Source organism: Emcibacter sp. (assembly GCF_963675455.1).
Lineage (GTDB): Bacteria > Pseudomonadota > Alphaproteobacteria > Sphingomonadales > Emcibacteraceae > Emcibacter.
The window spans coordinates 209,750-233,686 of sequence record NZ_OY776217.1; the positions used below are offsets into that span (position 1 = coordinate 209,750).

The window sequence follows — 23,937 nt, forward strand, 5'->3', positions numbered from 1 at the left end:
TCATAAGTGGCAGATATAGTATCCCCTGCCCAACTTCAAGGGGAAACCGCCATTCAGACGGGAATTACAAGCGGATTTCCGTCTTTGATCAGATGAAATTCAGCAGGCTGAGCTGGGAAAGCTGGGACGTGATTTCATAGGAAGCCTGCAACGCCACCTGGTCATTTTCCAGTTGGGTGATGGCTTCGGCCAGATCCGCGTCCTCGATATCGGAGATAAAGGTCTCCAGGAAAGCTTCCTCGTCCTTGTGCTGAACCAGCATATCCTCCACCGTTGCCTGCCGGTTGCCGTTACGCGCCACAAACAGCTGCAGGGTGTCGATGGCGGCATCCAGGGTGGAAAGTTCCCCTTCCAGGAATGTTCTCTGGGCCGGTGTAAGTTTACCGTCAATGGGGCCGAGGCCGCCGGCATCAAAATCGGCAATATTCTTGAGCGCCGCGAAGATGTCACCGGCCACATCTTCTGCCAGGATGCCATATTGGACATCGGTATTCTGACCAATCTTGGCCGTCGGAATCCGGTTATCATTTTCAAACAGGTCGGAAGCCGACGCGGCTGCCACCAGGTCGGCCAGGTCAGAACCGTTTACCGGCGGCACATCTGTCCGGGCGCCACTGAAGACATGAACGCCACCGATATTGGTATTCAGGGCACTGACCATGGAGGAAAATGCCTCCCCCAGTGTTTCGGCAAGGGCGAATGTTTGATCCATGGCAATGGCGTTGAGTACGGTCTCACGCACATTGTTGGCATTATCCACCAGAGCATTGAGTTGCACATCATTGGTGTCCAGCTGGCGCTGAACATATTCTGCGGAACTGATAAAACCCTGGGTCCGGGACAAGGCGTTTTTGGAGCCCAGAAGAGTATTCAGTTCGGTGGCGAACCCCTTATATTCAAGCTCCTTTTTGCCGGTCGTAATCGTTAACTGGCCGTTGAAGACCTTTTCCTGGTTTTTCAACAGTCCGGAAAGCATCACCTGCTGATGGCCAAAACTGGAAACGCGTGTCATGTTCTTTTCCCGTCCTTCTTCATCTCATACCCCTAACGGAACGCCGCCAGCAGGGAATCATAAATATCCTGCGCGGACTGCAGCACCCGGGCCGCCGCACTGTAGGCATTCTGATAGATAATCATATTGCTCAGTTCTTCATCGAGGTTGACCCCGGAAACATCCATCGATTTTTGTTCAAGCTGGGTGGTCAGAGCCTCGTTATCGGCAGCAAATCCTTCAGCCATATTTGCCCTGAGGCCGAGATCCGCCAGAATGGAGGTTGCATATTGTGACAGGCTGACGTCCATGCCGCTAAGGCCGCCTGCCTGACGAAAGCTGAAAATAGTATCTTCCAGATCCAGGAGCGCCTGCACCCCGTCCTGGTCGCCAATACTCAGCGCATTTTGCCCGATGACCGCCGTCTGATCGAGACGGGCCGTGGCAAACAGTGATGCATTTTCTGAAATATGATCCTTGACCTTAAGCCCGAGCGCCGCATCAGAGACATATTCTTCACCAATTCCAAAAAATGTGGAGAGGGGAACACCAGTGACACCACGGCTTGTACTGTCACTCTTGACGTGAATAGACAAATCTCGGGAGGCGGCATTCTCCGTCATCAGCAACTCGCCGTTGGCGGAAAAGGAAAAAGTGACATAGGTCGCCAGCGGACTTGCGTTCAGATCGGTAAGTATATCATCAAAGCTGGTTCCGCCTATGGTCAGCGTGTAATCCGCCAACAACAGTCCGCTTTCGTCATTCAGTTCGAAGAACACCGTACCGCCTGCGGCAAATTCATGATCATCAGTTCCGGCAATTCCTGTCTCGAAATGTGCCGGCACACTGGATTCCACCAGATCATTCAACCCGAAGAAATGGGAGAACCCTCGCCCTGCCCGGTCACTGGGATTGCCATCAGCCTGGGAAATGGAAACACCTTGTCCCGCTATATTCGAGGTAAAGCTCATCACGCCATTATTCAGGGCAAGTGTGGCATCACCGCCAAGGCCGACATTCACTGCCGTGATCACATCATTTACCGTTCCTCCAATGGCCCCGAAATCAATGGTCACGCTGCTCTGCAGGTTGCCGTTGGCATCAGTAACCGAGAATACAGCTTCACCGGTAAAATTATGGGGATCGGTTCCAATCAGTGCCACGTTTCTGCCGGTCAGGCTTTCCGGTGCCGGAACCGCCGAGCTTTCACTATGAATCCTGTTGATCTCATCAACAAACTCCGCCCCCAGATTTCCAAGCTGTTCGGCAATTTCAGGCAGATCCTGATCACGCAGGACCAGAAGTCCCTTCAGGTTGCCGCCCTGAACGCTACCATCCAGTTCCACTCCGTTTGTTGAAAGCTGACCCGTTGTCCGATCCACCTTGTGAACTGTAATTGGTGAAAACGGCGTCGAGGACGTCACGGTACCAGGTGGATTATATTTCAGTCTGTACCCTGTTTGCCCGACAAGGCTGACCCCGGTAGAGGTCGTCACGGCAATACCGCCATTCCCTGTATCCCGAATACTGATATCCACCAGTTCGGAAAGCTTCGTGAGAGCCTGGGCCCGCTGCTCCAGAAGGGAACCGGCATTTCCGCCGGTTACGGTTTCCCGAATGATCAGCGGGTTCAGGCTATCAATACGGTCCAGGAGTGAATTGATCTCGGCAACAGTCTGGCCAATCTGGTCACTGGCATCCTGCCGCAGGCCCTGAACATTTTTCGCCAGCGTATCCAGATCGTTACCGAACTGGTCGATTGCCGAAAGTGTATCTTCTTTCAGAACCGTTGATAGTGGATTGAGGGCCAGTTCCGACAAAGACGAGAAAATTTCATCCAGTTCGCCCGACAGGGATGCATTTTCATCAGGACGCCCGAGGAAGGCCTGTATCCGCTCGTGAAAGGCGTTTTCCACTTCATACCGGCCGAACTGGGAATTGGCGTCATAGGTCGCGGCAACCAGGAACTGGTCGACGACCCGCTCAATTCCGGCAATTTTCACGCCGCCGGATTTCGTGCCGGTGACAAATGCTTCCTGATGCACAACCTGACGTGAATATCCGGGAGTGTTAACATTGGCCACATTGTTGGAGGTCACCGACAAAGCCGACTGGTTTACATACAGGCCCGTCAAGGCTGTACTGATGATGTTATTGATCGACATTCAGCACCTCCATAGCAGAGAGATTGCCGCAGCGAATGGGAAAAGCTTGCCCTGTGAGGGAGTTTTTTGCCCTGCATTTATTCAAGATATTTTCCGGATACTGTTTTTTCATTCGCAATAAAATCCTGACAACTCTTTGAAAAATATAACCTTTACCTTCAGAATAAACACCAGGCCATTCACTTGAGCACCTGGAGGCATTTTTTCTCCAACTCATTATATGCAAGGACGGGGCCAATTTGACAAAGCCTGCCTGTTATGGCCACAAGACCACCCGCTCAATCCAGCAGGGAGGCAAGAATGATACGGTAGGCAGAAAAGGAAGGAAAATATGTCAGGATCACGGAATCTTTTGCCCTCCCCCCCTCAAGCCCAAGTCGAAATGAAATTTATTAGTCTTATTTTTCAATGAGTTATATTTTTTATGAGTTTGGCCCGCTTCTTGCTTTGATACAGGACGGACAATTTTAACAGGTAAAAAATGACCTCTGGTACAGACATATATAATGCATTGCAGACGCCGACGGCCGGAACCACCGCCGCAGCGGCGACCGGTGCATCCCGCAAGAACGGGGAAGATCAGGACACGAAAGGCCTGTTCGGTCAGTATCTGTCGGAAGAATCCCAAAAGAGTGACGCACCGGCTCAAAAGAAAAATGAAACCGCCGGCACTTCACAAACACCCCCTGAACAAAATAAAGGGGAGACAAAGGCATCTTCCGTAACTGACAATCAAGCTCAGTCAGTACCGGCGAAGGAAACTTCTGCCGATGGCTCACCTGCAGATAAGGCGAGCGAAGACACAACGGTTGGTCAGAAGGAAGCGGAACAGTCTTCCGATAATCTGGCGTCAGCCGGAGATTCTGCTACTGCAACCATTATGCAAGGTCGCACCAAGGATCCGGCTCTGCTGGATAAATCCGGAAACAACCCTCTGGCCTCGCCACAGGAAGTGGAAGATGTTGATCTGGCAAAGACCGGAGACGCTGTTTCCGAAAAAGCAGAATCCTTCGCGAGCAGTTCCCCTGAAAAAACAGGGACATCAGATAAGCCGGCTCTTCCGGAGGCTGATCCTATTCCGGAAAAAGCGGCCGCCAGTCAGTCTGCAGCAGTCGGGAATGAAACAGAGAATACCCCTGCGGGCAAAGACGGGAAAACCGATCAGGGACAGCAGTCTATCGCCCCTGCCCCGGAAAATAGCAACACCCCGGAAAACGGCAACGGCAAAAATGGGCAACATGCTGAAATCAGAGTTTCAAAAGAAGTGGCCATTGAAAATGGAAGCTCTTCAAATGCAGACCATGCAACATCTGATGCCGGGAAAACGGTCAAACATAAAGGCACTGCTGAAACCGCAGATCAATCCGACACCGACCATGCCTCCACCGCTTCCTCCGCTGCCAACAAGACGGCAGAAGATACAACCTTAGCCGCTGTCTCTTCGCAAACTGAAGTTTCCCGGGAGACATCGGAAACAGCCGCAGCTGCCCGCGACATCCCCGCTGGCGACAATGCCAAGGTGCCAACCTCTGGCGACAAATCAGCCGGCAGTCAGGCAGACAATCAGGCTGACACACCGCAGCAAGTGGCAGCTAACGGGACGCCAGCCAAAAACGGGCAGGATGGAAACGGCCGGGATGGAAACGGTCAGAAAGACGACAGGTCGCAAAAGAATGAAGCAGGCGACGGCAGAAACATGGCCGCCTCTGGAACCGGTGAAAAGGAAGCCGCAACAAAAAGCAGCGCAAAAGAACAGGCCAGTGCTGGTGGACAAGCTGAACAATCCACAGCCAAACCGGCCGGAGAACAGTTTTTCGCCCTTCAGAAGCTGCCCCTGGACGGCCTGAACTCCCGAACCGCCTCATACACTCTAAATCTTAATATGGGGCACCAATTAGTTGTCGGCGCCCATGGTCTGGCCATTCAGGAAACGACTGCATCCGGCCTTCAGCACACCGGAAGCGCCCCGCAGAATACCGCCCTTGCCTCGCAAGCCGCAAGTGAACAGATCGTGGCTGCCGTCAGTCGCCACATGAATGCCGGAAAAAGCACTTTCAGGATACAATTAAATCCGGCTGAGCTCGGCCAGGTGGACGTGAAAATGGAGTTTGCCTCTGACGGCAAAATGATGACAACCCTTACTGTCGACAATGAAAGAACCCTTCACCTGTTGCAGAGAGACCAGGGCAGCCTGGGTAAAATGCTGGAGAATGCCGGCTTTGATATGAACCAGGGCAACCTGAATTTCAGTCTTCGACAGCAGGCCGGGAACGATACCGGCTTTGGCAGACCGGACGGCAGTTATTCATCAGATGGCGATTTACAGTCTGAAGATGAACAGGTTCCGGCAGAAATTCTATCCGTTAATGTGACCGACAGCGGTCTGGATATCAGCGTATGACAAGGAAACGATAAATGTCAGAAGTATCTTCTGCAACAGCAGCAACAGCCTCGGCAGCGCAGGCATCGGGCCAGAAACTGGCATCGGACTTTGACGATTTTCTCGCCCTGCTGACCACCCAGCTACAATATCAGGACCCGCTGGACCCACTGGATTCCAATGAATTCACCCAGCAACTTGTTTCCTTTACCGGTGTTGAACAGCAGATTGCCGGAAACAAAAACCTGGAAACCCTGATCAGTCAGATGACGAGCCAAAGCGCCAGTAACGCGGTCGGCTATCTGGGTAAGGAAATTACGGTGGAAACAGACAAGGCTGGTATCTATGACGGCAAGGTCAAATGGGAATATACCCTCGACAGCAAAGCCAACACCACAAAGATCACAGTCACGGACGATGAAACCGGTGACGTAGTCTACACCGGCTATGGAGAAACAGACGCCGGGCTGCATGAATTTTCCTGGGATGTCCCCGAGGACGCAACCGAGGGCATTTATACCCTGTCGGTTACAGCCTCGGTCACAGACGATACCAAGATTCCAACCAACATCTATTCCGTCGGCAAAGTGACCAGTATCGAGACCATCAATGGAATGCCGTATCTTGCCGCCAACGGTATTATTCTGGCACCGGAGAATGTACTTGCCGTCAAGCAGGTCGCGGTCGCGGACAATAGTGGGGACACCCAAACAACAACAGATACCAACTAACACCAAAATCCGGTGAAGAACACATCAGGATGAAACGCGTGAAACGCATCACTCAAAAAATTAACCCGCTGCCCCTAGCAGCCCATAAACAGGAGTAATGGCATGAGTCTTTACGCTTCACTCTATTCCGGAGTTTCCGGCCTGACCGCATACAGTAGCGCCCTGGGCATGATTTCCGACAACATCGTGAATGTGAACACCGTCGGTTACAAGGAAACCCGGGCCAGTTTCACAACACTGGTGACTGAATCCAGATCAACAACGTCCTATTCACCCGGTGGTGTGCAATCCATCCCGCAAAGCCTGATCAGCCGCCAGGGCCTGCTGCAGTCTTCAGCATCTGCCACGGACCTGAGTATTGACGGGGCCGGTTTCTTTGTCGTTGGGTCATCACCGAGTGCAGTGTCGGAGAATGGCGCCATCAGCTTTACCCGGGCCGGATCCTTTACACCGGATGAAGACGGTTACCTGAAAAACACCGCCGGTCTTTATCTTCTGGGCTTCCCGATTGCTTCCGACGGCAGCATCGATCCCAACCGTCAGGTCAGCGCCCTGCAACCCATTAACGTTTCCGGCCTGACCGGCACAGCGGAGGCGTCCACTGCCGTAACCCTCCGGGCAAACCTGCAATCGACCCAGGAAATCAGTGCCCTTGAAGCCACCTATACCGCTCTGGCCGGTTTCTCCATGGCGGACGGTTCGGTTGGCTCCGATTTCCAGCGGGATGTCACAGTCTACGATTCCCAGGGGACAGCCCATACGATTACGATTGCTGCACTGAAAAGTTCCACGGCCAACGAATGGCATGTTGAAATGTTTGTTGATCCGGCCGCCGAGGTGTCAACCGTGGGTCCACTGCATTCAGGCCAGATCGCCACAGGAACACTGGCCTTTAACACTGACGGCACGATCGACCTGACCAACACAAGTGCCGCCTTGACCAACCCGATCGGTGTGACCTGGACGACCACCGGCACCTCTGCCGCCCTGGCCGAACCCAGCACCCTGACCTTTGATTTCGGAACCGACGGTTTAGGTGATGGCTTTACCCAGTTCGACAGCTTGTCCACCCTGATCTCATCTTCCGTCGACGGTGCTGTTTTCGGTAACGTAACCGGTGTCGCCATTGGTGAAGACGGTATTGTGACAGCCCTGTTCGACAACGGCCTGACCCGTCAGGTCGCCCAGTTGCCGGTTGCCGTCTTCCAGAACCCGGATGGCCTGACCCGCAGACAAGGCAACAGCTATACGGTTTCCGACCAGTCCGGTAACTTTGCTCTGCAGATTGCCGGTTCCGGTGGCGCCGGATTTGTCGCTCCCTCCACTCTGGAAGCCTCCACTGTGGACCTGTCAAACGAGTTTACGCAGCTGATTACAACACAAAGGGCCTTTTCTGCCAGCACCAAGATCATCACAACCGCCGATGAGATGCTGAGTGAACTGAATAACATTAAACGTTAAACATCATATAGTTAACTTAAGCCGCTCCGGTTCCGGGGCGGCTTTTTTTATACCTGCCTCGACAAACTCCGTAAAAATTTATCTAATATTTTTGACAAATTAACCGAGTTCATTAGGCATTTTTTAAAGAGCTTTTCGTATCCTCCGGACTGTGAATAACGTTACCGGAGATTCGTGTTATAATGAGTACTAGAGAAAAAATCCAACCGGCGTCCATAATGGGGCCGACAGGTGAACCTCTAACACTGGACGATCTTCCCCCCTCAAACACCAAACGATGGGTCGTTCGGCGTAAGGCGGAGGTGGTTGCCGCAGTGAGGGGTGGGTTGCTGTCCCTCGAGGAAGCCTGTAAAAAATATACCCTGTCAGTCGAAGAATTTCTTTCCTGGCAGAGAGCTATTGATAATGACGGACTCATGGGACTTAGAGTAACTCGCGTGCAGGATTATCGTTCCAGTAATTCTTCCGTTGCCAATAGTTAAAATAATCGACATTCAATAATTAACCATGAGATTCGCATCTCATGGTTAATTTGATTCTGGAAATATGGTCCACATTATGTCGTTCTAAAAAAATACCACATCTTGTGGTATTTTTTTTTGGTCATACAATAAATGGGAAAACCTGAGAAACCCTGCAATATCAGCGCCCGCTGATAAGAAAGACAAACAACTAGGCAATTTTTGCCTAGCATTAACTTCTTATTTACTTAAGAATATGTAAACTGTGTTTCAAATCGAAACAAACATTTACATAACAAGATCTGTTTGAAACTCAAAAGGGCTCGTAAGCAGGAAGTACCATCGTGAATAGTTTATCCGTATTTTTCAGAACTCTCGGCCCTGCCCGCCTGGCAGCGATGGGGACCGTTGCGGCTATTATCATAGGCTTCTTTATATACCTGACCATGCGGCTTTCCACACCGACCATGGGTTTGCTTTACAGCGGTCTCGACCTGACGGATGCCAATAATATTGTCCAGCAGCTCGAAGGACAGGCCGTTCCCTATCAGATCGCCGGTGACGGCGGCACTATTCTTGTGCCGGAAGATCAGGTGCACCGGTTGCGGATGATGGTCGCAGGCCAGGGTCTGAACAGCGGCGGCAGCGTAGGGTACGATATTTTTGATCGCCAGGATTCACTGGGCACGACCAGTTTTGTACAGAATATCAATCACCTGCGGGCCCTGGAAGGGGAGCTTGCGCGGACCATTCAGTCACTGGAAAAGGTCAACAGCGCCCGCGTACATCTTGTTATGCCGGAACGGCGACTTTTCAGTAACGAAAGCCGTGAAGCCACAGCATCAATTTTTGTCAAAACCGCTAATGAACGGCTGTCCCGGGCCCAGGTTATGTCCATACAGAACCTTGTCGCCGCGGCAGTGCCGGACCTGAGTCCGGAGAGAATTTCCATTGTCGACCAGAAAGGATCCCTGCTGGCCAGGGGCAGTTCCGATGATGCCGCCTCTCTTCTCGCGTCTTCCCTGGAAGAAAAGAAAGTCTCGATGGAAAGCCGGCTGCGCAGCCAGATTGAAGATCTGCTGGAAAAAACCTTAGGCATCGGCAAGGTTCGGGCGGAAGTAAATGCAGAACTTGACCTGAACAGGATCACGAGTAATTCGGAAATTTATGATCCAGACGGTCAGGTCGTTCTCTCCTCTCAGACGCGGGAAACCACATCCACAGATCAGGAAAATGCGGACGAGACCCAGGTTTCGGTGGCCAACAACCTGCCTGATCAGGGGGCAGACGGGGAAGGCGAAGCCGTTATCAAAAACCAGTCCTCCGGCAGCACCTCCGAGGAAACCGTCAATTACAAGATTTCCAAAACCATCCGGACCCAGATCCATGAAGCCGGCACGATCAAGCGCATTTCTGTCGCTGTTCTTGTTGACGGCACTTATGCGAACCAGGGAGAGGATGTCCCTGCCGTCTACCAGCCGCGCAGCCCGGAAGAGCTGACCCAGCTGGAAAACCTGGTTAAATCGGCCATCGGTTATGACGAGGAACGCGGCGACAATGTCAGTATTGTAAATCTGCAGTTTGCCGAAGTGGACTATGGCGAGACCCTGCCGGAAGAAGGTCTCTTCAGTTTCGGTAAAAAAGATATTCTCTGGCTGATCGAACTTGGTGTCCTGCTGATCGGTTTCCTGGCCGTTACATTTTTCGGACTTCGCCCGCTTATCAAATATATCATGACAGAAGGAGAAGGTGGCGTTCTCCGTTATGTCATGGAGGGTGGCGAACAGGCTCAGTTGCCGCCCGGATATTCACCGGAGCAACAGGCCGCGCTTGCCCCGCCCCAGCCGGAAGGAAAGGTTGTTCAGACCGGGGAAGGCAAGAGTGTAGTGATCCCGGTGGATGAAACCGGAAAAAAAATGACCGCCCGGGAAGTGGCACAGAAACAGGGAATTGAGTCAGCAATTGATATTGCCGCGGTAGAAGGCAAGATTGAGGCGACTGCTATTAAAAAGGTCGGCGAGCTTGTTGAAAAATATCCGGAAGAATCGGCTGCGGTAATTAGAAACTGGCTTTATGGCTAATAAAAAAATATCAGGTGAATAAAAATGGCAACGGCCCGTATCAGCGATTTAAGTGCGAGCGACAAAGCAGCAGCATTGATGCTTGCTTTGGGCGAGGAATATGGCAGACTGGTCTGGAATCTTCTTGATGACGAAGAGGTCAAGGAACTTTCTCTGGCAATCTCGTCTCTGGGGACGGTGACTTCCGAGGTCATTGAGGAGCTGTTTCTCGAATTCGCCAACGGTGTAAGCTCCGTCGGTTCCATGACCGGTAACTTTGACAACACGGAACGACTTCTGCAGAAAATGCTGCCCGGGGACCGCGTCAACCAGATCATGGATGAAATCCGCGGCCCTGCAGGACGCACCATGTGGGACAAGCTGGGTAATGTGAACGAGGTTGTTCTCGCCACCTATCTGAAGAATGAATATCCCCAGACTGTTGCCGTGGTCATGTCAAAAATCAAACCGGAACATGCGGCCTCCGTACTGAGTGTGTTGCCCGATGATTTCGCCATGGAAGTGGTTATGCGAATGCTGCGGATGGAGCCGGTTCAGAAAGAAATTCTTGACCGGGTGGAACAGACCCTGCGCATCGAATTTATGAACAACCTGGCCCGCACCAGCCGCAAGGACAGCCACGAAACCATTGCTGAGATTTTCAACTATCTGGACAGGAGTTCTGAGACCCGCTTCCTGACAACCCTGGAAGACCGGAACCGGGAAAGCGCCGAACGGATCAGGGCCCTGATGTTCACCTTCGAAGATCTGCAGAAACTGGACGCCACCGGTACCCAGACCCTGCTGCGCGGCATCGACAAGGACCGCCTGGGCCTGGCGCTGAAGGGTTCCTCGGACAAAATCCGCGATATGTTCTTCAGCAATATGTCGGAGCGCGCGGCCAAGATCCTCAAAGAAGATATGGACGCCATGGGGCCTGTGCGCCTGAAGGATGTAGATGAAGCCCAGATGGAAATCGTCAATGTGGCCAAAGATCTTGCCGATGCCGGCGAAATCGTCCTGGCCGACACCAAGGGCGAAGATGAGCTGGTTTATTAAGTAATGAAACTCTGTTTGAACAAGGCACAAAAATGACCGCAGTCAAATTTACCTTTGACAACAACTTCGAAGATGAATACGGCCCACGCTCCAAGGCTAAAATCGAGGAGCTGGAAAATGCCGCTTATCAGAGAGGTCTTGCCGAAGGCAAACAGGAAATTCTCGACGGAATAGAACAACACACCCAGTTCCTTCTGCAGAATATACTCGCCGCGATCCAGATCCTTGACGGCAGGCATGAAGAACAACTGGCCATGATGCACAAGGAAGCTGCGATACTGGCACATAGTATTGTCAGCAAACTCGCACCTGCCCTGGTGGCCAATACGCCGCTGCAGGAAATTGAGGCGCTGGTTTCACAATGTCTGAAAAACAGCCCCTTGGAACCGCGTATTGTTGTCCGTGTGGACGAGAATATCCTGCCGCGCCTGGAAAAAGAAATAGACCGCCTCAAGGAAAGCAGCGGCTATGCAGGACAGATTGTATTACTGGCCGAGCCCATGCGCCACATCAGCGATTGCAGGGTGGAATGGGCAGACGGTGGCGCCGATCGTGATTTTGACGCCCTGAAAGCCACCATTGACCGGACTGTCCAGTTGTTTATCGAAGCACCGGCCCCGGGGCATCTTTCCGGCGATGACATGACGGTGGAAGTTGCGGGACTTCCGGAGGAATAACCTGTATCAAAAGGACAGGAAAAGTAAAATTACTGGAATCACAACCGGTTAAAACGGTAAAACAACGATTTGAAAGCCGTTTGAAAAGAAATTATTAAGGACGATAAGGTAATGTCTGATACTGAAAATATGGATTGGCAGGAACTCGAAGGCACCTCGGCAGATGACGGTGGCGCCGGGGCTGACATAGATGCTGAAAATGTCAACACCGGGGATCTGGAAGCTGTTTTTGATGTCCCCGTAAAGGTTTCCGCTGTTCTGGGTAAAACCAACCTTGCGGTCAGCAAACTCCTTAGGCTCGGTCCGGGCGCAGTTGTTGAACTTGACCGCAAAGTTGGCGAGGCCATCGATATTTATGTAAACAACCGCCTTGTCGCCCGCGGAGAAGTCGTTCTGGTTGATGAAAAACTCGGTATAACCATGACGGAAATCATCAAAGGCGAAGAGTAACGATAATCCTGGAGGTTAAACAGTGATTACGCTTATTGGAATTATAGTCGGCTTCGCCCTGATCGTTTCTGCCATGATCATCGGGGGGTCCCCAACGGCATTTATTGATCTGCCGTCGATCCTGATCGTACTTGGCGGAACAATTGCCATCACCATTGTCAGCTTCTCCCTGAAGGACTTGGGACAAATCCCCAGCGCCTTGTGGCGGCTGATGTCCTATACGCCCCATGACCCAAGAGATGTCGGTATCACCATGATCCAGATTTCCGAACGGGCCCGTAAACAGGGACTTATTTCGCTGGAGAAAATCACCCCGACCCTGAATGACGAACCGTTCCTGCAGAAAGCACTGAACCTGACGGTCGACGGCGCAGACGTAAACGAAATTGAACAGATATTGCAGAAGGAAATCTATTATACCGCCAATATCCAGTCCAAAAGTGTGGATCTGTTACGGCGGGCCGCGGAAGTGGCACCGGCCATGGGCCTGATCGGCACCTTGGTAGGACTTGTCCAGATGCTTGGCAACCTGAGTGACCCGAGCACCATCGGTCCGGCCATGTCCGTGGCCCTGCTGACAACCTTTTACGGAGCGATCCTGGCCCATATGGTGCTGATGCCTCTGGCCACCAAGGCCGAGCGGAATTCCCATAATGAATCCATCCTCAATTCCCTTTATCTGGCCGGGGCTCTGTCCATCGGCCGGGAAGAAAACCCGCGACGGCTGGAAATGCAGCTCAATGCCATGCTGCCCCAATCCCATCGCATCAGTTATTTTGAATAAATACCCGGAGTTCTGAAAGAAAATGCGGTTAATCATAGTTGGTTCATTACAGGGTCAGTTGAGCGCTGCGTCACAGATAGCCATGAAGCAAGGTGCCCAGGTTCTGCATGTGGACGATGAAAATGCCGCTTTGAATCTTATCCGTTCCAAGGGTGCCGACCTTTTGATGATCGACGTCAAACTGGACATCAAGGGCCTGCTGGAACAACTGCAATCGGAACGGATTTCCACACCGGCCGTGGCCTGCGGGATCGGCAATGATTCCGATGCAGCTGTACGCGCCATCCGGGCCGGGGCCAAGGAATATATCCCCCTGCCCCCCGATCCCGACCTGATTGCCGCGGTCCTCACCGCCGTCGCCAATGATGATCATGAATTTATTTACCGTGATCGCAACATGATGCAGGTGGTGAATCTGGCCGACCAGGTTGCCAGAAGTGAAGCCAGCATCATGATCACCGGCGAATCCGGTACCGGTAAAGAAGTCATGGCCCGCTATGTCCATGGCAAAAGCCGCCGGGCCAACAAGCCCTATGTCAGCGTCAACTGCGCCGCCATCCCTGAAAATCTTCTGGAATCAGAACTTTTCGGCCATGAAAAGGGCGCGTTCACAGGTGCTGTCGCCCGCAGGGTCGGCAAATTCGAGGAAGCCAACGGCGGCACCCTGCTGCTGGACGAGATTACGGAAATGGACATCCGGCTGCAGTCAAAATTGCTGCGCGCCATCCAGGAGCGGGAAATCGACCGGGTCGGCGGCAGCGGCGGACCGGTCAAGGTGGATATCCGTATCATTGCCACATCCAACCGCGACCTTCAGGAAGAGGTCAAAAAAGGCACCTTCCGCGAAGACCTTCTGTTTCGGCTGAATGTGGTCAACCTGAACATCCCTCCGCTCAGGGACCGGCCGGAAGATACCCGGGCCCTGTGCAAACATTTTGCCCAGAAATATGCCGAATTCAATGCCCTGGACCCGAAACCCATTTCTGCAGAAGCCATGGAAGTCCTGATCAACCATGACTGGCCCGGCAACGTGCGCGAACTGGAAAACACCATGCACCGGGCGGTTCTTCTGGCGGGTGGCGACAAAATCGGCAAACAGGCCATCGTCCTGCCTGACGGAAAACCCCATGTGGCAATCCAGAGCCGCGCCGGCACCGCTTCCCCTGAGGCTGACGATGATGAAGCCCCGTTTGCCGCTGGTTCCCAGATCGGTCGTACAGTCTCCGATGTGGAACGTGACCTGATTATCGACACCCTGAAACATTGCTTGGGCAACAGAACCCATGCCGCCAATGTTCTTGGTATTTCCATTCGCACGTTGCGTAACAAGTTGAACCAGTATATGGCGGAAGGACGAAATGTCCCCAGTCCGGGTGAAACCGGCCAGCATGCCCCCTGATCCCCTGAGGACCCGGAAACAACATTATGAGTGAAACCAGCACGGAAACGACACAGACGGGCCTTATGGGCCAGTTGTCACGCCGCAGCGACATTGTCATGGCGCTTGTGGTTATGGCTATTCTTGTTGTGCTTTTCCTGCCGATGCCGCCGTGGCTTCTCGATCTTTGTCTGACCATCTCCATCACTTTTTCCGTGATGATCCTGATGACCGGCCTGTTTATCGAACGTCCCCTGGATTTCAATGCTTTCCCGACAGTTCTGCTGATCGCCACCATGTTGAGACTGGCGCTGAATGTGGCCTCGACCCGACTGATTCTCAGTGAGGGCCATACCGGCCCGTCGGCCGCTGGTCATGTGATTGAAGCCTTCGGATCCTTTGTCATGGGTGGTAATTTCGTCATCGGCATTATTGTCTTTGCCGTTCTCCTGATCGTGAACTTCATGGTGATCACAAAAGGCTCCGGCAGGATCGCCGAAGTGGCCGCCCGCTTCAGCCTGGATGCCATGCCAGGCAAACAGATGGCTATTGACGCCGACCTCTCCTCCGGCCTGATCAATGAAGACCAGGCACGGCTTCGCCGTAGGGAACTGGAAGACGAGAGCACCTTCTTTGGTTCTATGGACGGGGCCGCCAAATATGTACGCGGTGATGCCGTTGCCGGCCTGCTGATTACCTTTATCAATATCATCGCCGGCATGATCATCGGTGTGGCCCAGAAAGGCATGAGCTTTGGCGATGCCGCTAATACATATACCCTGCTGACAGTGGGTGATGGACTGGTCAGCCAGATCCCGGCCCTGATTGTCTCCACCGCTGCCGGTCTTCTGGTCACCAAGTCAGGTCTGGCCGGCAAAACCGACAAGGCCCTTTTCAGCCAGTTCAGCACCTATCCCAGGGCCATTGGCGTGACAAGTTTCCTGCTGTTCAGCCTGTCCCTTCTGCCCGGTATTCCGTTTCTTCCCTTTGCCTCCATTGCCACCATCCTTGGTCTTACCGCCTGGTCCCTGATAAAAGCCCAGGAGGAAAAAACAGAAGTTGAAAAGCTGTTGATCGAGGAGAAAAAAGAAGCCGAAAAGATCCAGCCGATGGAGGAACCGATCACCACCGCCCTCGCCATTGATCCGGTCCGGCTTGAGCTTGGCTACGGCCTGCTGCCTCTGATCAATGACGAAAGCGGCATTCGCCTGACCGACCAGATCAAGGCATTGCGCCGGCAGCTTGCCGCCGAGATGGGCTTTGTCATGCCGTCTGTGCGCATCCTTGACAACATGCAGCTTCCAGCCAACAACTATGTCCTGCGCCTCAAGGAAGCCGAGGTCGGCCGGGGTGATATCCGGCCAAACATGTTGATGGTCATGGACCCGAGAGGGGAAACTGTGGCCCTGCCCGGTGAAGAAACCCGGGAACCGGCCTTTGGCCTGCCCGCCGTCTGGGTTGAAAAAAGCATGAAGGAAGAAGCCTCTTTCCGCGGCTATACCGTAGTTGATGCCGCCACGGTGATCACGACCCATATCACCGAAATCATCAAGGACAATATGTCAGAACTGATGTCCTATGCGGAGGTTCAGAAACTTCTTGATGATCTGCCCAAGGAGCATCAGAAACTGGTTGCTGACCTTGTCCCCACCCTGATTTCCCAGAGCGGTGTCCAGCGCATCCTGCAGAACCTGCTCAATGAGCGGGTGTCCATTCGTGACCTGCCGACCATTCTGGAAGGAATCGCGGAAGCCAGCGGCTACACTCAGAATGTGGTCATGATTACCGAACATGTGCGCACCCGGCTGGCCCGCCAGATCAGCCATGACAACGCCGACGGGGATAACGTGATCCCGCTGATCAACCTGTCGCCGCAGTGGGAACAGGCGTTTATGGATTCGCTGATCGGCGGCGGCGAGGAAAAACAGCTCGCCATGGCCCCGAGCAAGCTTCAGGAATTCATCGGCCTTGTGCGGATGACCTTTGAGGACCAGGCCCATGCCGGTGAGTTGCCGGTACTTCTGACCAGCCCCATGACCAGGCCCTATGTGCGCTCGATCGTCGAACGCTTCCGGCCAGCAACAGTGGTGATGTCGCAGAATGAAGTTCATCCGAAAGTTAAAATCAGGACCCTAGGACAAATTTAGGGATAAATTTAAGTTAACCACGCTGCAAAGGTGATTTATCATCTGCCCGAAAATGCCTCAACTTTCTGATCAGGACCCATGCGACTAAAAATATTCAGCGCCAGAAACATGCAGGAAGCCCTTTCCCAGATCCGGGAAAAACTGGGCGATAATGCCGTCATTCTGGACACTGAAGAAGAAGGCGGCATGGTCAAGGTAACGGCCGCCATCGAGGCGCCGGCAGCCCGGGTCAACCCGAAAAGAACGGCCCCGCCAGCCCCGGCCCCGTCGCCAGTCAGGAAGTCACTTAAGGAACTGGATGACGAACAACGGATAGAGGACTTCGATCTCGATCATTTCCTCAGCCATCACGGCCTGCCGGACAGCCTCAAGCTGCGCCTTCTCGATCTCGCCAATTCCATGGAACGGGAAAGCAAGTTATTGTCGCTGGCCAGCGCCCTGGACAGCCAGTTCAAGTTCGAGCCCCTGACGGGTCCGCAGAAAAAACCCATCCTTCTGGTCGGACCACCGGGCGTCGGCAAAACCGTCACAGCGGCCAAACTTGCCAGTCAGGCCATCCTGAACAGGATACCGGTCCGGCTTGTCAGCACGGATATCCTCAGAACCGGAGGGTTAGCGCAGCTGGAAGGTTATGCCGAACGGCTTAAAATCCCGGTCACCGAGGTCACCTCGCCGGAACAGCTGACCCTGGCGTTAAAACCGGTGAAAGGTCAGCAGGAGCTGATCCTTGTCGACACCGGCGGCTATAATCCCTTTTCCGCCGAGGAACTCGACCAGTTGCACCAGTATATTACGGCGGACGATGTTGAGCCGGTCCTTGTTGTTTCAGCCGGTGCCGATCCGGTTGAGGCGCGGGAGCTTGCTGAAACATACGCTGCCCTTGGTGTCCGACGCTTCATTACCACCCGGCTGGATGTGTCCCGCAGATATGCCAGCCTGATGGTGACTGCGGACAGTGGCGGCCTGAGTTTTGCCGGTGTCGGCATTACGCCTTATCTGGCCGACGGCATCCAGCCGCTGGACGCCCTGCATCTGGCCAGACTGCTCAGCAAAATTCCCGAACGGCAAAAACTAGACAGGCTGAAACCCGCTCCGGAAGCCGCGGAGACACCTTCCGACATCAGGGAACTGTTGCGGCCGTTGGCGGAAGAAGAAACGTCAGAAATTCCCGAAGAAAGCGATCAGAAATGACAACCAGTGCGCCTTCAGACCACAAATTGATTACCATCGCTTCCGGCAAGGGCGGTGTTGGCAAGACATGGTTGTCGGCCACCCTTGCCCATACCCTGGCGCGCAAGGGGAAACATGTGCTGTTGTTTGACGGTGATCTGGGACTTGCCAATATTGACATCCAGCTTGGCCTGACACCGCAAAAAGACCTGTCCATGGTATTTGCCGGGCGGATCACCCTTGATGAGGCGGTTACAAGCTATAACGACGACGGCAACAGCAAAATTTCCTTCGATGTGATTTCCGGCCAGTCCGGCTCCGGGGCGCTGGCCTCAATCAAACCGGAGATGCTGCAAAAGCTGGGCCGGGAAATCCTCCGGCTGGAAAAATCATATGACTATACCCTGCTGGATCTTGGCGCCGGTGTTGAAACCTCCGTCACCGCTTTTTCCTCCATTTCGGAACATATCATTGTTGTGGTGACCGGGGACCCGACCTCCCTGACCGATGCCTATGCCTTTATCAAAATAACAAAGATGCGAAACCCGGACAGCCGCATTTCCATTGTCGTTAACATGGTCAAGGACCGGCATGCCGGCAAACGGATTTACGAGACCCTCAAAAAAGCCTGCGAGAACTTTCTCAAGTTTACACCGGGTTTTCTTGGATCGGTCCGTCAGGACGAGCATGTGGTGTCGGCCATCCGTCATCAGCAACCGCTTCTTTCCCGCCATCCCACCTGCCCGGCAGGCAACGATGTGGAGGAAATTGCCAAAAAACTATAGTTTGCTGGCAAAAAGGTGTAAAATTTCCCCAATCCATGGACGGCATTTTATTTTTTCCATCCATGTCATTGGAAAGTATGCATGAGCGAAATAGGCGGCCCACAGAAACCGGACTTCAGTCAGCAGGACAACCCGACCAGGGTTACGCCGACATCAACAACATCCGATCAGGGCGCACAGCAGCAATCACCAAAGGGGCAATCCGCCAAAACCGAAAAAACGGCGGACGGGCATAAAGAAGTCCAGCATCATGATCCTGCCGTAACTCTTTCCGCCTCCCTGCTTCATCTCCAGGCCGGCAGCAGCTTCATTGCAAAAGTTGAAGGGCGCGACGGCGAAGGACGTCCCGTTATCAGCACTGAGAAGGGCACCTATGTGGTTCAGGCCCCTCCGGAAAATGAGGCCGCACTGGCAAAACTGCCGCCCGAGTCTCGGGCCTTGATACAGATCTCGGCCGTGGACAAGGAGATTGTCGCCACGATCACCCCGATCCGCACCGAAAAGCACACCGGACTGGAAGAAAAAACCTTTCAGCCGAGCGAGGTGATCCTGACCCTTGTCAATGTCGCTTCCAACATTTTGCCGGGAACGCCTGGAACAGCTACAGTGGCAGCCTCTGCAAATCCCGGCTTCCACTACCAGGCCAGCAATCTTTACAAGGCCGAGCAGATTGCCAGAAATATCTCCGGACCGCTGGAAACACTGCCGCTGCCCACAGTGACACAGAGCTATACTTTCTTTGAAACCGGTCAGAATGCCGCAGCGGGCAGGATTGATAAAAACACTCTCGCTGGCCACACCAGGGCCCCATTATCCAGCACGATTATTTCCACACCGGTTATTGCCCAGGAAACCGGTGCTGTCAGGACACCGGTACAGCCCGACAAGCTTCAGAAAGCAGGGCTGGAAAATCTTCTGCACAAACCTGTATTTGCCACGGTGATAAAGACCTATCCTAAACCGGATATCCCCCTGCCCGCCTTCGTTCAGAAGGAAATCGCCCTGGACACCCCACTTGACGACATCCCCCGCGGCAAAGGTTTTTCCCTGTCTGTATTGTCCGTTGCCATTCCCAATGAAGATATTGACGTTCCGCGACAGGATAATGCACCGGCGCCCGAGGGCGCAGCTGCTGCACCCATTACCGGACCGCAAATTCAGTCGCAGCCGGGATCAGCCGTCGCCGCCGCGGCAACTGCACCAGCAAGCTCCCCGGGACAACCAGCCTCGACATCCACCGTAACTGTGGAACAGTCCGCAGCCTTGCCGACGGCCACGCCGCCGGCCCAGGCCATTTCCGGTATCATTGTCGATCCGCAAAAGAACCTTCACGCAACACAGGCCTCGGAGAATCCAGCCCAACTGCAAAAGCAGCCTTTATCAAAAGCGTCAGCTTACAACGGCCCACCTGCGGCACCGTCCGACCTGAAAACCCATTATCTGGCGACACCGGTGTCGGTGGTGAAATTTGAAAGCGCCGTTGAATTGCCCCCCGGAACCATTGTGACTTTTTCGGTGGCCCGCCCCGCAGAACAGGACACGGCTGCCGCCGCACAACACCCTGCCGGCCAACCTAAACATGATTATACCCCCGGCATGCAATCGCCTTCCCCCGGCACCGGTCCGACGCCGGCACAGCCGGCCACATCCGCGGCCCCGGCACCGGAAAGTGGTTTTATTCCCCTGGCGACGGACCTCCCCCTTGCTCCCCAGCCGCTCATGGAGATGCTGGACAATTGGGAATCCCTGAGCCTTGCCCTGTCTGCACTGGCTGCTCAGCAGGGCGTTACCATCAACGCGGCAATGGGGGGGCGACTTCCCAACCTGCAGGCCCCGCAGCAAATGACCACGGGAATTATTTTTTTCATGGCGGCAATGGGCTCACCAAATCCGGCACAGGCCTGGCTGGGACAGGATATTGTCCAGCAGCTGCAGCGGGCGGGACAGGAAAAACTGGTTCAACAACTGGATACAGACATGCGCCGGATCGCTTCATTACGGGCCGACAGCCCGCCGGGGGACTGGCGACCGGTTCTGCTGCCCCTGCAGACCGGGCCGGAGATCACCGCCATTCCCATGCTGGTCCGTCACCTGGGAGATGAAAATAAAAAACAGGATCAGGGCGGGAAAGAAGACACTCCTGCCGACAAGGCCAAGGCGACAAGATTTATTCTCGAACTTGACCTCAAGGGAACCGGAAACCTGATACTGGATGGAATGCTGCGTGAATTGCGGCTGGACATTATCCTGAAGACGGAAAAATTCCTGTCGGGGAAACTCCAGCAGCGGCTCACAGGCCTGTTTGACAATTCCCTCCGAAATAGCGGTTTCGAAGGTGATCTCGTTTTTCAGGATGGCCGAAAACCGGATTTTTCGGTAAAAAAACTCATTGAAACCAAAATACATTTTTCTGACAGAACTCCGCAAAAAGCCTGACACCGTGGAAAACTGCAGCGACTGAAAAGGATGCCTCGTGACGGAAACATTGAAAACATTGCAAAATCCGGACAGACAGCGCGATTATGTGATCGAACTGCATAAATGTCTGGAGTTTGATCAGGAAACCTTTTCGATCACCCTGAAATATGTCGCCGACAAGCTGGTGCTGGTCCATGATACATTCGAAGATTATCTGGATCAGTGCCAGGTGCTGGAATGGAACACACCGGAAGGACTTGCCGCCAATATCATTGAAGACTGCATGGATCTTCTTGTCCCCAAATGGATCAGGGTTCACATCTTTTACATGAATGAGAACAGCGGATTACAGGCTAATATCTATCTTGAGGACCGTCAGCCCAACTGGACCAATGATGCGCTGATTTCCCGCTGCTACTGAGGGTTTCAAGCGGACCCCGGCCCTAGCCGGCCCGCATATTGTTGCGCCGGTGCATCTGAATGGACAATTCGTCCAGATCGGCCTGCTGCCGGCGATTTTCCTTGGCGACCTGGCGTTCCCGCTCACGCTGCTCAACGACTTCGTATTTTTTGAGTTCCTTGAAGGATTCAGAAACCTGATCCTTCATATCCTCGATGGACGCCTCAATTTCCGCCATGCTTTCCATCAGCTTTTCCTGACGCTGGGCGATAGCCGTCGCGAAATTGGCGTAAGATATATCTATGATTTGGGAATTTGACACTTTCTCCTGCTCGGAGACAAGTTGCTGAGCCAGCTGTTCCTTGCGCGCCAGAAGGTCATCCCGCATTGTTTCCAATTCGGTCAGTTGCCTTCTTTTTTCGTCAAGCTGCCACTTATGCAGCCTGATCATGCCGTCGATGCCCTTCGTCATATCCACCTCTGTAAACGGATCACAAACCTGATATTTTATTTTCTCAGGACCGGTCTTTCTGACCCTGGAGGTTTATGCCCTGAACCTGGCAAAATAAGAATTCGCCGGCTGTCCGATTATGCAACAGGACTTCTTCCCGTTCCACTTATATTTTCCGATTCATCCCGGTTGAATATCCGGGTATTTTCGTTGAATCACTTACGAGACTCAGTATAACCCGCAAAGTATTTACGGAGGGTAACCAAAAGAATAGATTCAGGGGTATATGGTTATTTTTGCAGAACGCAACAGGTTGCCGACGAATACTTCCGACCGGCCTTATCCTTCCCCGCCGGACGAGACCGAAGCCGGAGTATTGAGGATTTCCGCCAGTCTGGCATACCCCTGCTCAAGCGTACTCTGCTCGGATTTTATCTGGGACATAAATTCTTCCAGGGCAGGATGATAGAAAATCGCCTGATCCACTTCCGCATTGGCGCCCGGACGATAGGCGCCGAGCCGGATCATCTCTTCCATATCATTATAGTCGGCCAGATATTTACGGGCCAGCCGCAGGAGATCATTTTCCTCCTGGGAATTGCAGCCCGGCAGGGTCCGGGAAACAGAGCGAAGCACATTCACCGCCGGGAACCTGCCCCGCTCGGCGATGGACCGGTCCAGCACGATATGGCCGTCCAGAATGCCGCGCACCGCATCCGACACCGGTTCGTTATGGTCATCCCCTTCAACCAGAACGGTAAACAGCCCGGTTATGGTGCCGCCCCGGCCTTCTTCACCGGGACCGGCGCGTTCCAGAAGCCGCGGCAGTTCGGAAAATACCGTCGGTGTATAACCTTTGCTGGCCGGCGGCTCTCCCCCGGCGAGACCAATCTCCCGCTGGGCCATGGCAAAACGGGTTACACTATCCATCAGGGTCAGTACGTCCTGTCCGCGATCACGGAAATATTCACTGATAGTCATGGTCAGATAAGCGGCCTGTCGCCGCATCAGGGCCGTTTCATCGGAGGTGGCCACCACGACCACACTGCGTTTCAATCCTTCTTCGCCGAGATCATCCTCCAGGAATTCCTGGACTTCACGCCCCCTTTCCCCGATCAGGCCGATCACGGAAACATTGGAAGCGGCATATCTGGCGAACATGGACAGCAGAACGGATTTTCCCACACCCGAGCCGGCAAATATCCCCATCCTTTGCCCCTTGCAGCAGGTCACAAAGGTATTCAGGGAGCGTACCCCGAGATCAATCTTGTCGCCGACCCTCTTTCTGAGATGCGCCGCCAGCGGCTGGGCCCTGAGAGGATAGGCCTCGGCACCGGCCTGCAGCGGCCCCTTGCCGTCAATCGGTTCTCCCATGGCGTTAACCACCCGGCCGAGCCAGGCCTCACTTGGATGCACGAGGGCAACCTCGCCTTCGACAAAAGACTGACAACCGACGCCAACGCCTTCGAGCATCTGATATGGCATCAGCAGAGCCCGGTCGGACCTGAAACCCACAACCTCACTTGGAATGACCTTGTTCTGACGGGACAGGATATTGACCCGGGATCCGATGCTGAGCGACCGTTGCGCCCCGGCAACTTCCACCAGGAGCCCCTGAATGCCCACAACCCTGCCGTAAAACTTCCAGGGCTGAATGCGGTCAATTTCCGTCTTTAATGTATACACGCGCTGCACTTACCTATTTAAGAGATTTCACCGGATTATAAGCGATTTTTGCGACGGAACACAGGACATTCTTAATAATAGAAAAAAATTAACGCAAATTTTCCGGATCATTACCAATATATACAACTATCAGAATATAATATATTTTTCAATATGTTAGGTAATATTTTTTCCTCTGAATAATTAATCTTGATTAATATCTCCTTACGAATAACTCGGAAAAATCTGTTTTGGTTACGATTTGTTAACCAATTCTGTTAAGAATAGTTAATGTGAAGAGGTT

Annotated in this window: 19 protein-coding genes; 15 read left to right on the forward strand and 4 right to left on the reverse strand. The window is 53.4% G+C overall.

Annotated features, from left to right (window positions below):
- Nucleotides 1-88: 88 nt before the first annotated feature.
- Complete coding sequence (locus ACORNT_RS00845; RefSeq protein WP_321394014.1) at nt 89-1,012, reverse strand: flagellin; 924 nt, start codon at nt 1,010-1,012, stop codon at nt 89-91.
- A 32-nt stretch (nt 1,013-1,044) separates the two neighbouring features.
- Nucleotides 1,045-3,156, reverse strand: a complete 2,112-nt coding sequence (gene flgK / locus ACORNT_RS00850) for a flagellar hook-associated protein FlgK (RefSeq protein WP_321394017.1) — start codon at nt 3,154-3,156, stop codon at nt 1,045-1,047.
- Between the two features lie 481 nt (nt 3,157-3,637).
- Between flgK and ACORNT_RS00855 the strand changes: the two genes are divergently transcribed.
- The 15 genes from ACORNT_RS00855 to ACORNT_RS00925 all read left to right on the forward strand — a co-directional run bounded on the left by ACORNT_RS00855 (nt 3,638) and on the right by ACORNT_RS00925 (nt 21,538).
- On the forward strand, nt 3,638-5,557 hold the full coding sequence (locus ACORNT_RS00855) for a flagellar hook-length control protein FliK (protein WP_321394020.1): 1,920 nt from the start codon (nt 3,638-3,640) through the stop codon (nt 5,555-5,557).
- A 14-nt stretch (nt 5,558-5,571) separates the two neighbouring features.
- Nucleotides 5,572-6,267 (forward strand): flagellar hook assembly protein FlgD, encoded by a 696-nt coding sequence (locus ACORNT_RS00860; RefSeq protein WP_321394022.1) that lies wholly within the window; start codon nt 5,572-5,574, stop codon nt 6,265-6,267.
- Nucleotides 6,268-6,369: 102 nt separating this feature from the next.
- Nucleotides 6,370-7,728 (forward strand): flagellar hook protein FlgE, encoded by a 1,359-nt coding sequence (locus tag ACORNT_RS00865; protein ID WP_321394025.1) that lies wholly within the window; start codon nt 6,370-6,372, stop codon nt 7,726-7,728.
- Between the two features lie 182 nt (nt 7,729-7,910).
- Nucleotides 7,911-8,210 carry a DUF1153 domain-containing protein gene (locus tag ACORNT_RS00870; RefSeq protein WP_321394028.1) on the forward strand — a complete coding sequence of 100 codons (300 nt, stop codon included), beginning with the start codon at nt 7,911-7,913 and terminating at the stop codon, nt 8,208-8,210.
- 323 nt (nt 8,211-8,533) lie between these two features.
- Nucleotides 8,534-10,270, forward strand: coding sequence for a flagellar basal-body MS-ring/collar protein FliF (gene fliF / locus ACORNT_RS00875; protein ID WP_321394030.1), 1,737 nt, complete (start codon nt 8,534-8,536; stop codon nt 10,268-10,270).
- Between the two features lie 24 nt (nt 10,271-10,294).
- Complete coding sequence (fliG, locus tag ACORNT_RS00880; RefSeq protein WP_321394033.1) at nt 10,295-11,308, forward strand: flagellar motor switch protein FliG; 1,014 nt, start codon at nt 10,295-10,297, stop codon at nt 11,306-11,308.
- 32 nt (nt 11,309-11,340) lie between these two features.
- Nucleotides 11,341-11,985, forward strand: a complete 645-nt coding sequence (locus ACORNT_RS00885) for a FliH/SctL family protein (protein WP_321394036.1) — start codon at nt 11,341-11,343, stop codon at nt 11,983-11,985.
- Between the two features lie 111 nt (nt 11,986-12,096).
- Nucleotides 12,097-12,435: a flagellar motor switch protein FliN gene (gene fliN / locus ACORNT_RS00890; protein ID WP_321394039.1), complete on the forward strand. Its 339-nt coding sequence runs from the start codon at nt 12,097-12,099 to the stop codon at nt 12,433-12,435.
- Between the two features lie 22 nt (nt 12,436-12,457).
- Nucleotides 12,458-13,219 carry a motility protein A gene (locus ACORNT_RS00895; protein ID WP_321394041.1) on the forward strand — a complete coding sequence of 254 codons (762 nt, stop codon included), beginning with the start codon at nt 12,458-12,460 and terminating at the stop codon, nt 13,217-13,219.
- A 22-nt stretch (nt 13,220-13,241) separates the two neighbouring features.
- Nucleotides 13,242-14,618, forward strand: a complete 1,377-nt coding sequence (locus tag ACORNT_RS00900) for a sigma-54 dependent transcriptional regulator (protein ID WP_321394044.1) — start codon at nt 13,242-13,244, stop codon at nt 14,616-14,618.
- A gap of 26 nt (nt 14,619-14,644) precedes the next feature.
- The gene (gene flhA, locus ACORNT_RS00905) at nt 14,645-16,744 is read left to right on the forward strand and encodes a flagellar biosynthesis protein FlhA (RefSeq protein ID WP_321394046.1); all 2,100 of its coding nucleotides are present in this window, start codon (nt 14,645-14,647) and stop codon (nt 16,742-16,744) included.
- A gap of 78 nt (nt 16,745-16,822) precedes the next feature.
- The gene (locus tag ACORNT_RS00910; RefSeq protein WP_321394048.1) at nt 16,823-17,935 is read left to right on the forward strand and encodes an ATP-binding protein; all 1,113 of its coding nucleotides are present in this window, start codon (nt 16,823-16,825) and stop codon (nt 17,933-17,935) included.
- A complete protein-coding gene (locus tag ACORNT_RS00915; RefSeq protein WP_321394052.1) occupies nt 17,932-18,699 on the forward strand; it encodes a MinD/ParA family protein in 768 nt (255 codons plus the stop codon). Before ACORNT_RS00910 ends, ACORNT_RS00915 begins: the two co-directional genes overlap by 4 nt.
- Before the next feature lie 81 nt (nt 18,700-18,780).
- Nucleotides 18,781-21,135: a hypothetical protein gene (locus ACORNT_RS00920; protein ID WP_321394054.1), complete on the forward strand. Its 2,355-nt coding sequence runs from the start codon at nt 18,781-18,783 to the stop codon at nt 21,133-21,135.
- Between the two features lie 37 nt (nt 21,136-21,172).
- Nucleotides 21,173-21,538: a hypothetical protein gene (locus ACORNT_RS00925; protein WP_321394057.1), complete on the forward strand. Its 366-nt coding sequence runs from the start codon at nt 21,173-21,175 to the stop codon at nt 21,536-21,538.
- Nucleotides 21,539-21,560: 22 nt separating this feature from the next.
- On the opposite strand, the gene ACORNT_RS00930 is transcribed toward ACORNT_RS00925, so the two are convergent.
- The gene (locus ACORNT_RS00930; protein ID WP_321394058.1) at nt 21,561-21,989 is read right to left on the reverse strand and encodes a flagellar FliJ family protein; all 429 of its coding nucleotides are present in this window, start codon (nt 21,987-21,989) and stop codon (nt 21,561-21,563) included.
- Nucleotides 21,990-22,307: 318 nt separating this feature from the next.
- The gene (fliI, locus tag ACORNT_RS00935) at nt 22,308-23,654 is read right to left on the reverse strand and encodes a flagellar protein export ATPase FliI (protein WP_321394061.1); all 1,347 of its coding nucleotides are present in this window, start codon (nt 23,652-23,654) and stop codon (nt 22,308-22,310) included.
- Nucleotides 23,655-23,937 lie beyond the last annotated feature (283 nt).

Coding starts and splice junctions, on each gene's coding strand:
- ACORNT_RS00845 (WP_321394014.1), bottom strand. CDS start 1,012: ATGACACGCGTTTCCAGTTTTGGCCATCAGCAGGTGATGCTTTCCGGA.
- flgK (WP_321394017.1), bottom strand. CDS start 3,156: ATGTCGATCAATAACATCATCAGTACAGCCTTGACGGGCCTGTATGTA.
- ACORNT_RS00855 (WP_321394020.1), top strand. CDS start 3,638: ATGACCTCTGGTACAGACATATATAATGCATTGCAGACGCCGACGGCC.
- ACORNT_RS00860 (WP_321394022.1), top strand. CDS start 5,572: ATGTCAGAAGTATCTTCTGCAACAGCAGCAACAGCCTCGGCAGCGCAG.
- ACORNT_RS00865 (WP_321394025.1), top strand. CDS start 6,370: ATGAGTCTTTACGCTTCACTCTATTCCGGAGTTTCCGGCCTGACCGCA.
- ACORNT_RS00870 (WP_321394028.1), top strand. CDS start 7,911: ATGAGTACTAGAGAAAAAATCCAACCGGCGTCCATAATGGGGCCGACA.
- fliG (WP_321394033.1), top strand. CDS start 10,295: ATGGCAACGGCCCGTATCAGCGATTTAAGTGCGAGCGACAAAGCAGCA.
- ACORNT_RS00885 (WP_321394036.1), top strand. CDS start 11,341: ATGACCGCAGTCAAATTTACCTTTGACAACAACTTCGAAGATGAATAC.
- fliN (WP_321394039.1), top strand. CDS start 12,097: ATGTCTGATACTGAAAATATGGATTGGCAGGAACTCGAAGGCACCTCG.
- ACORNT_RS00900 (WP_321394044.1), top strand. CDS start 13,242: ATGCGGTTAATCATAGTTGGTTCATTACAGGGTCAGTTGAGCGCTGCG.
- flhA (WP_321394046.1), top strand. CDS start 14,645: ATGAGTGAAACCAGCACGGAAACGACACAGACGGGCCTTATGGGCCAG.
- ACORNT_RS00910 (WP_321394048.1), top strand. CDS start 16,823: ATGCGACTAAAAATATTCAGCGCCAGAAACATGCAGGAAGCCCTTTCC.
- ACORNT_RS00915 (WP_321394052.1), top strand. CDS start 17,932: ATGACAACCAGTGCGCCTTCAGACCACAAATTGATTACCATCGCTTCC.
- ACORNT_RS00920 (WP_321394054.1), top strand. CDS start 18,781: ATGAGCGAAATAGGCGGCCCACAGAAACCGGACTTCAGTCAGCAGGAC.
- ACORNT_RS00930 (WP_321394058.1), bottom strand. CDS start 21,989: ATGACGAAGGGCATCGACGGCATGATCAGGCTGCATAAGTGGCAGCTT.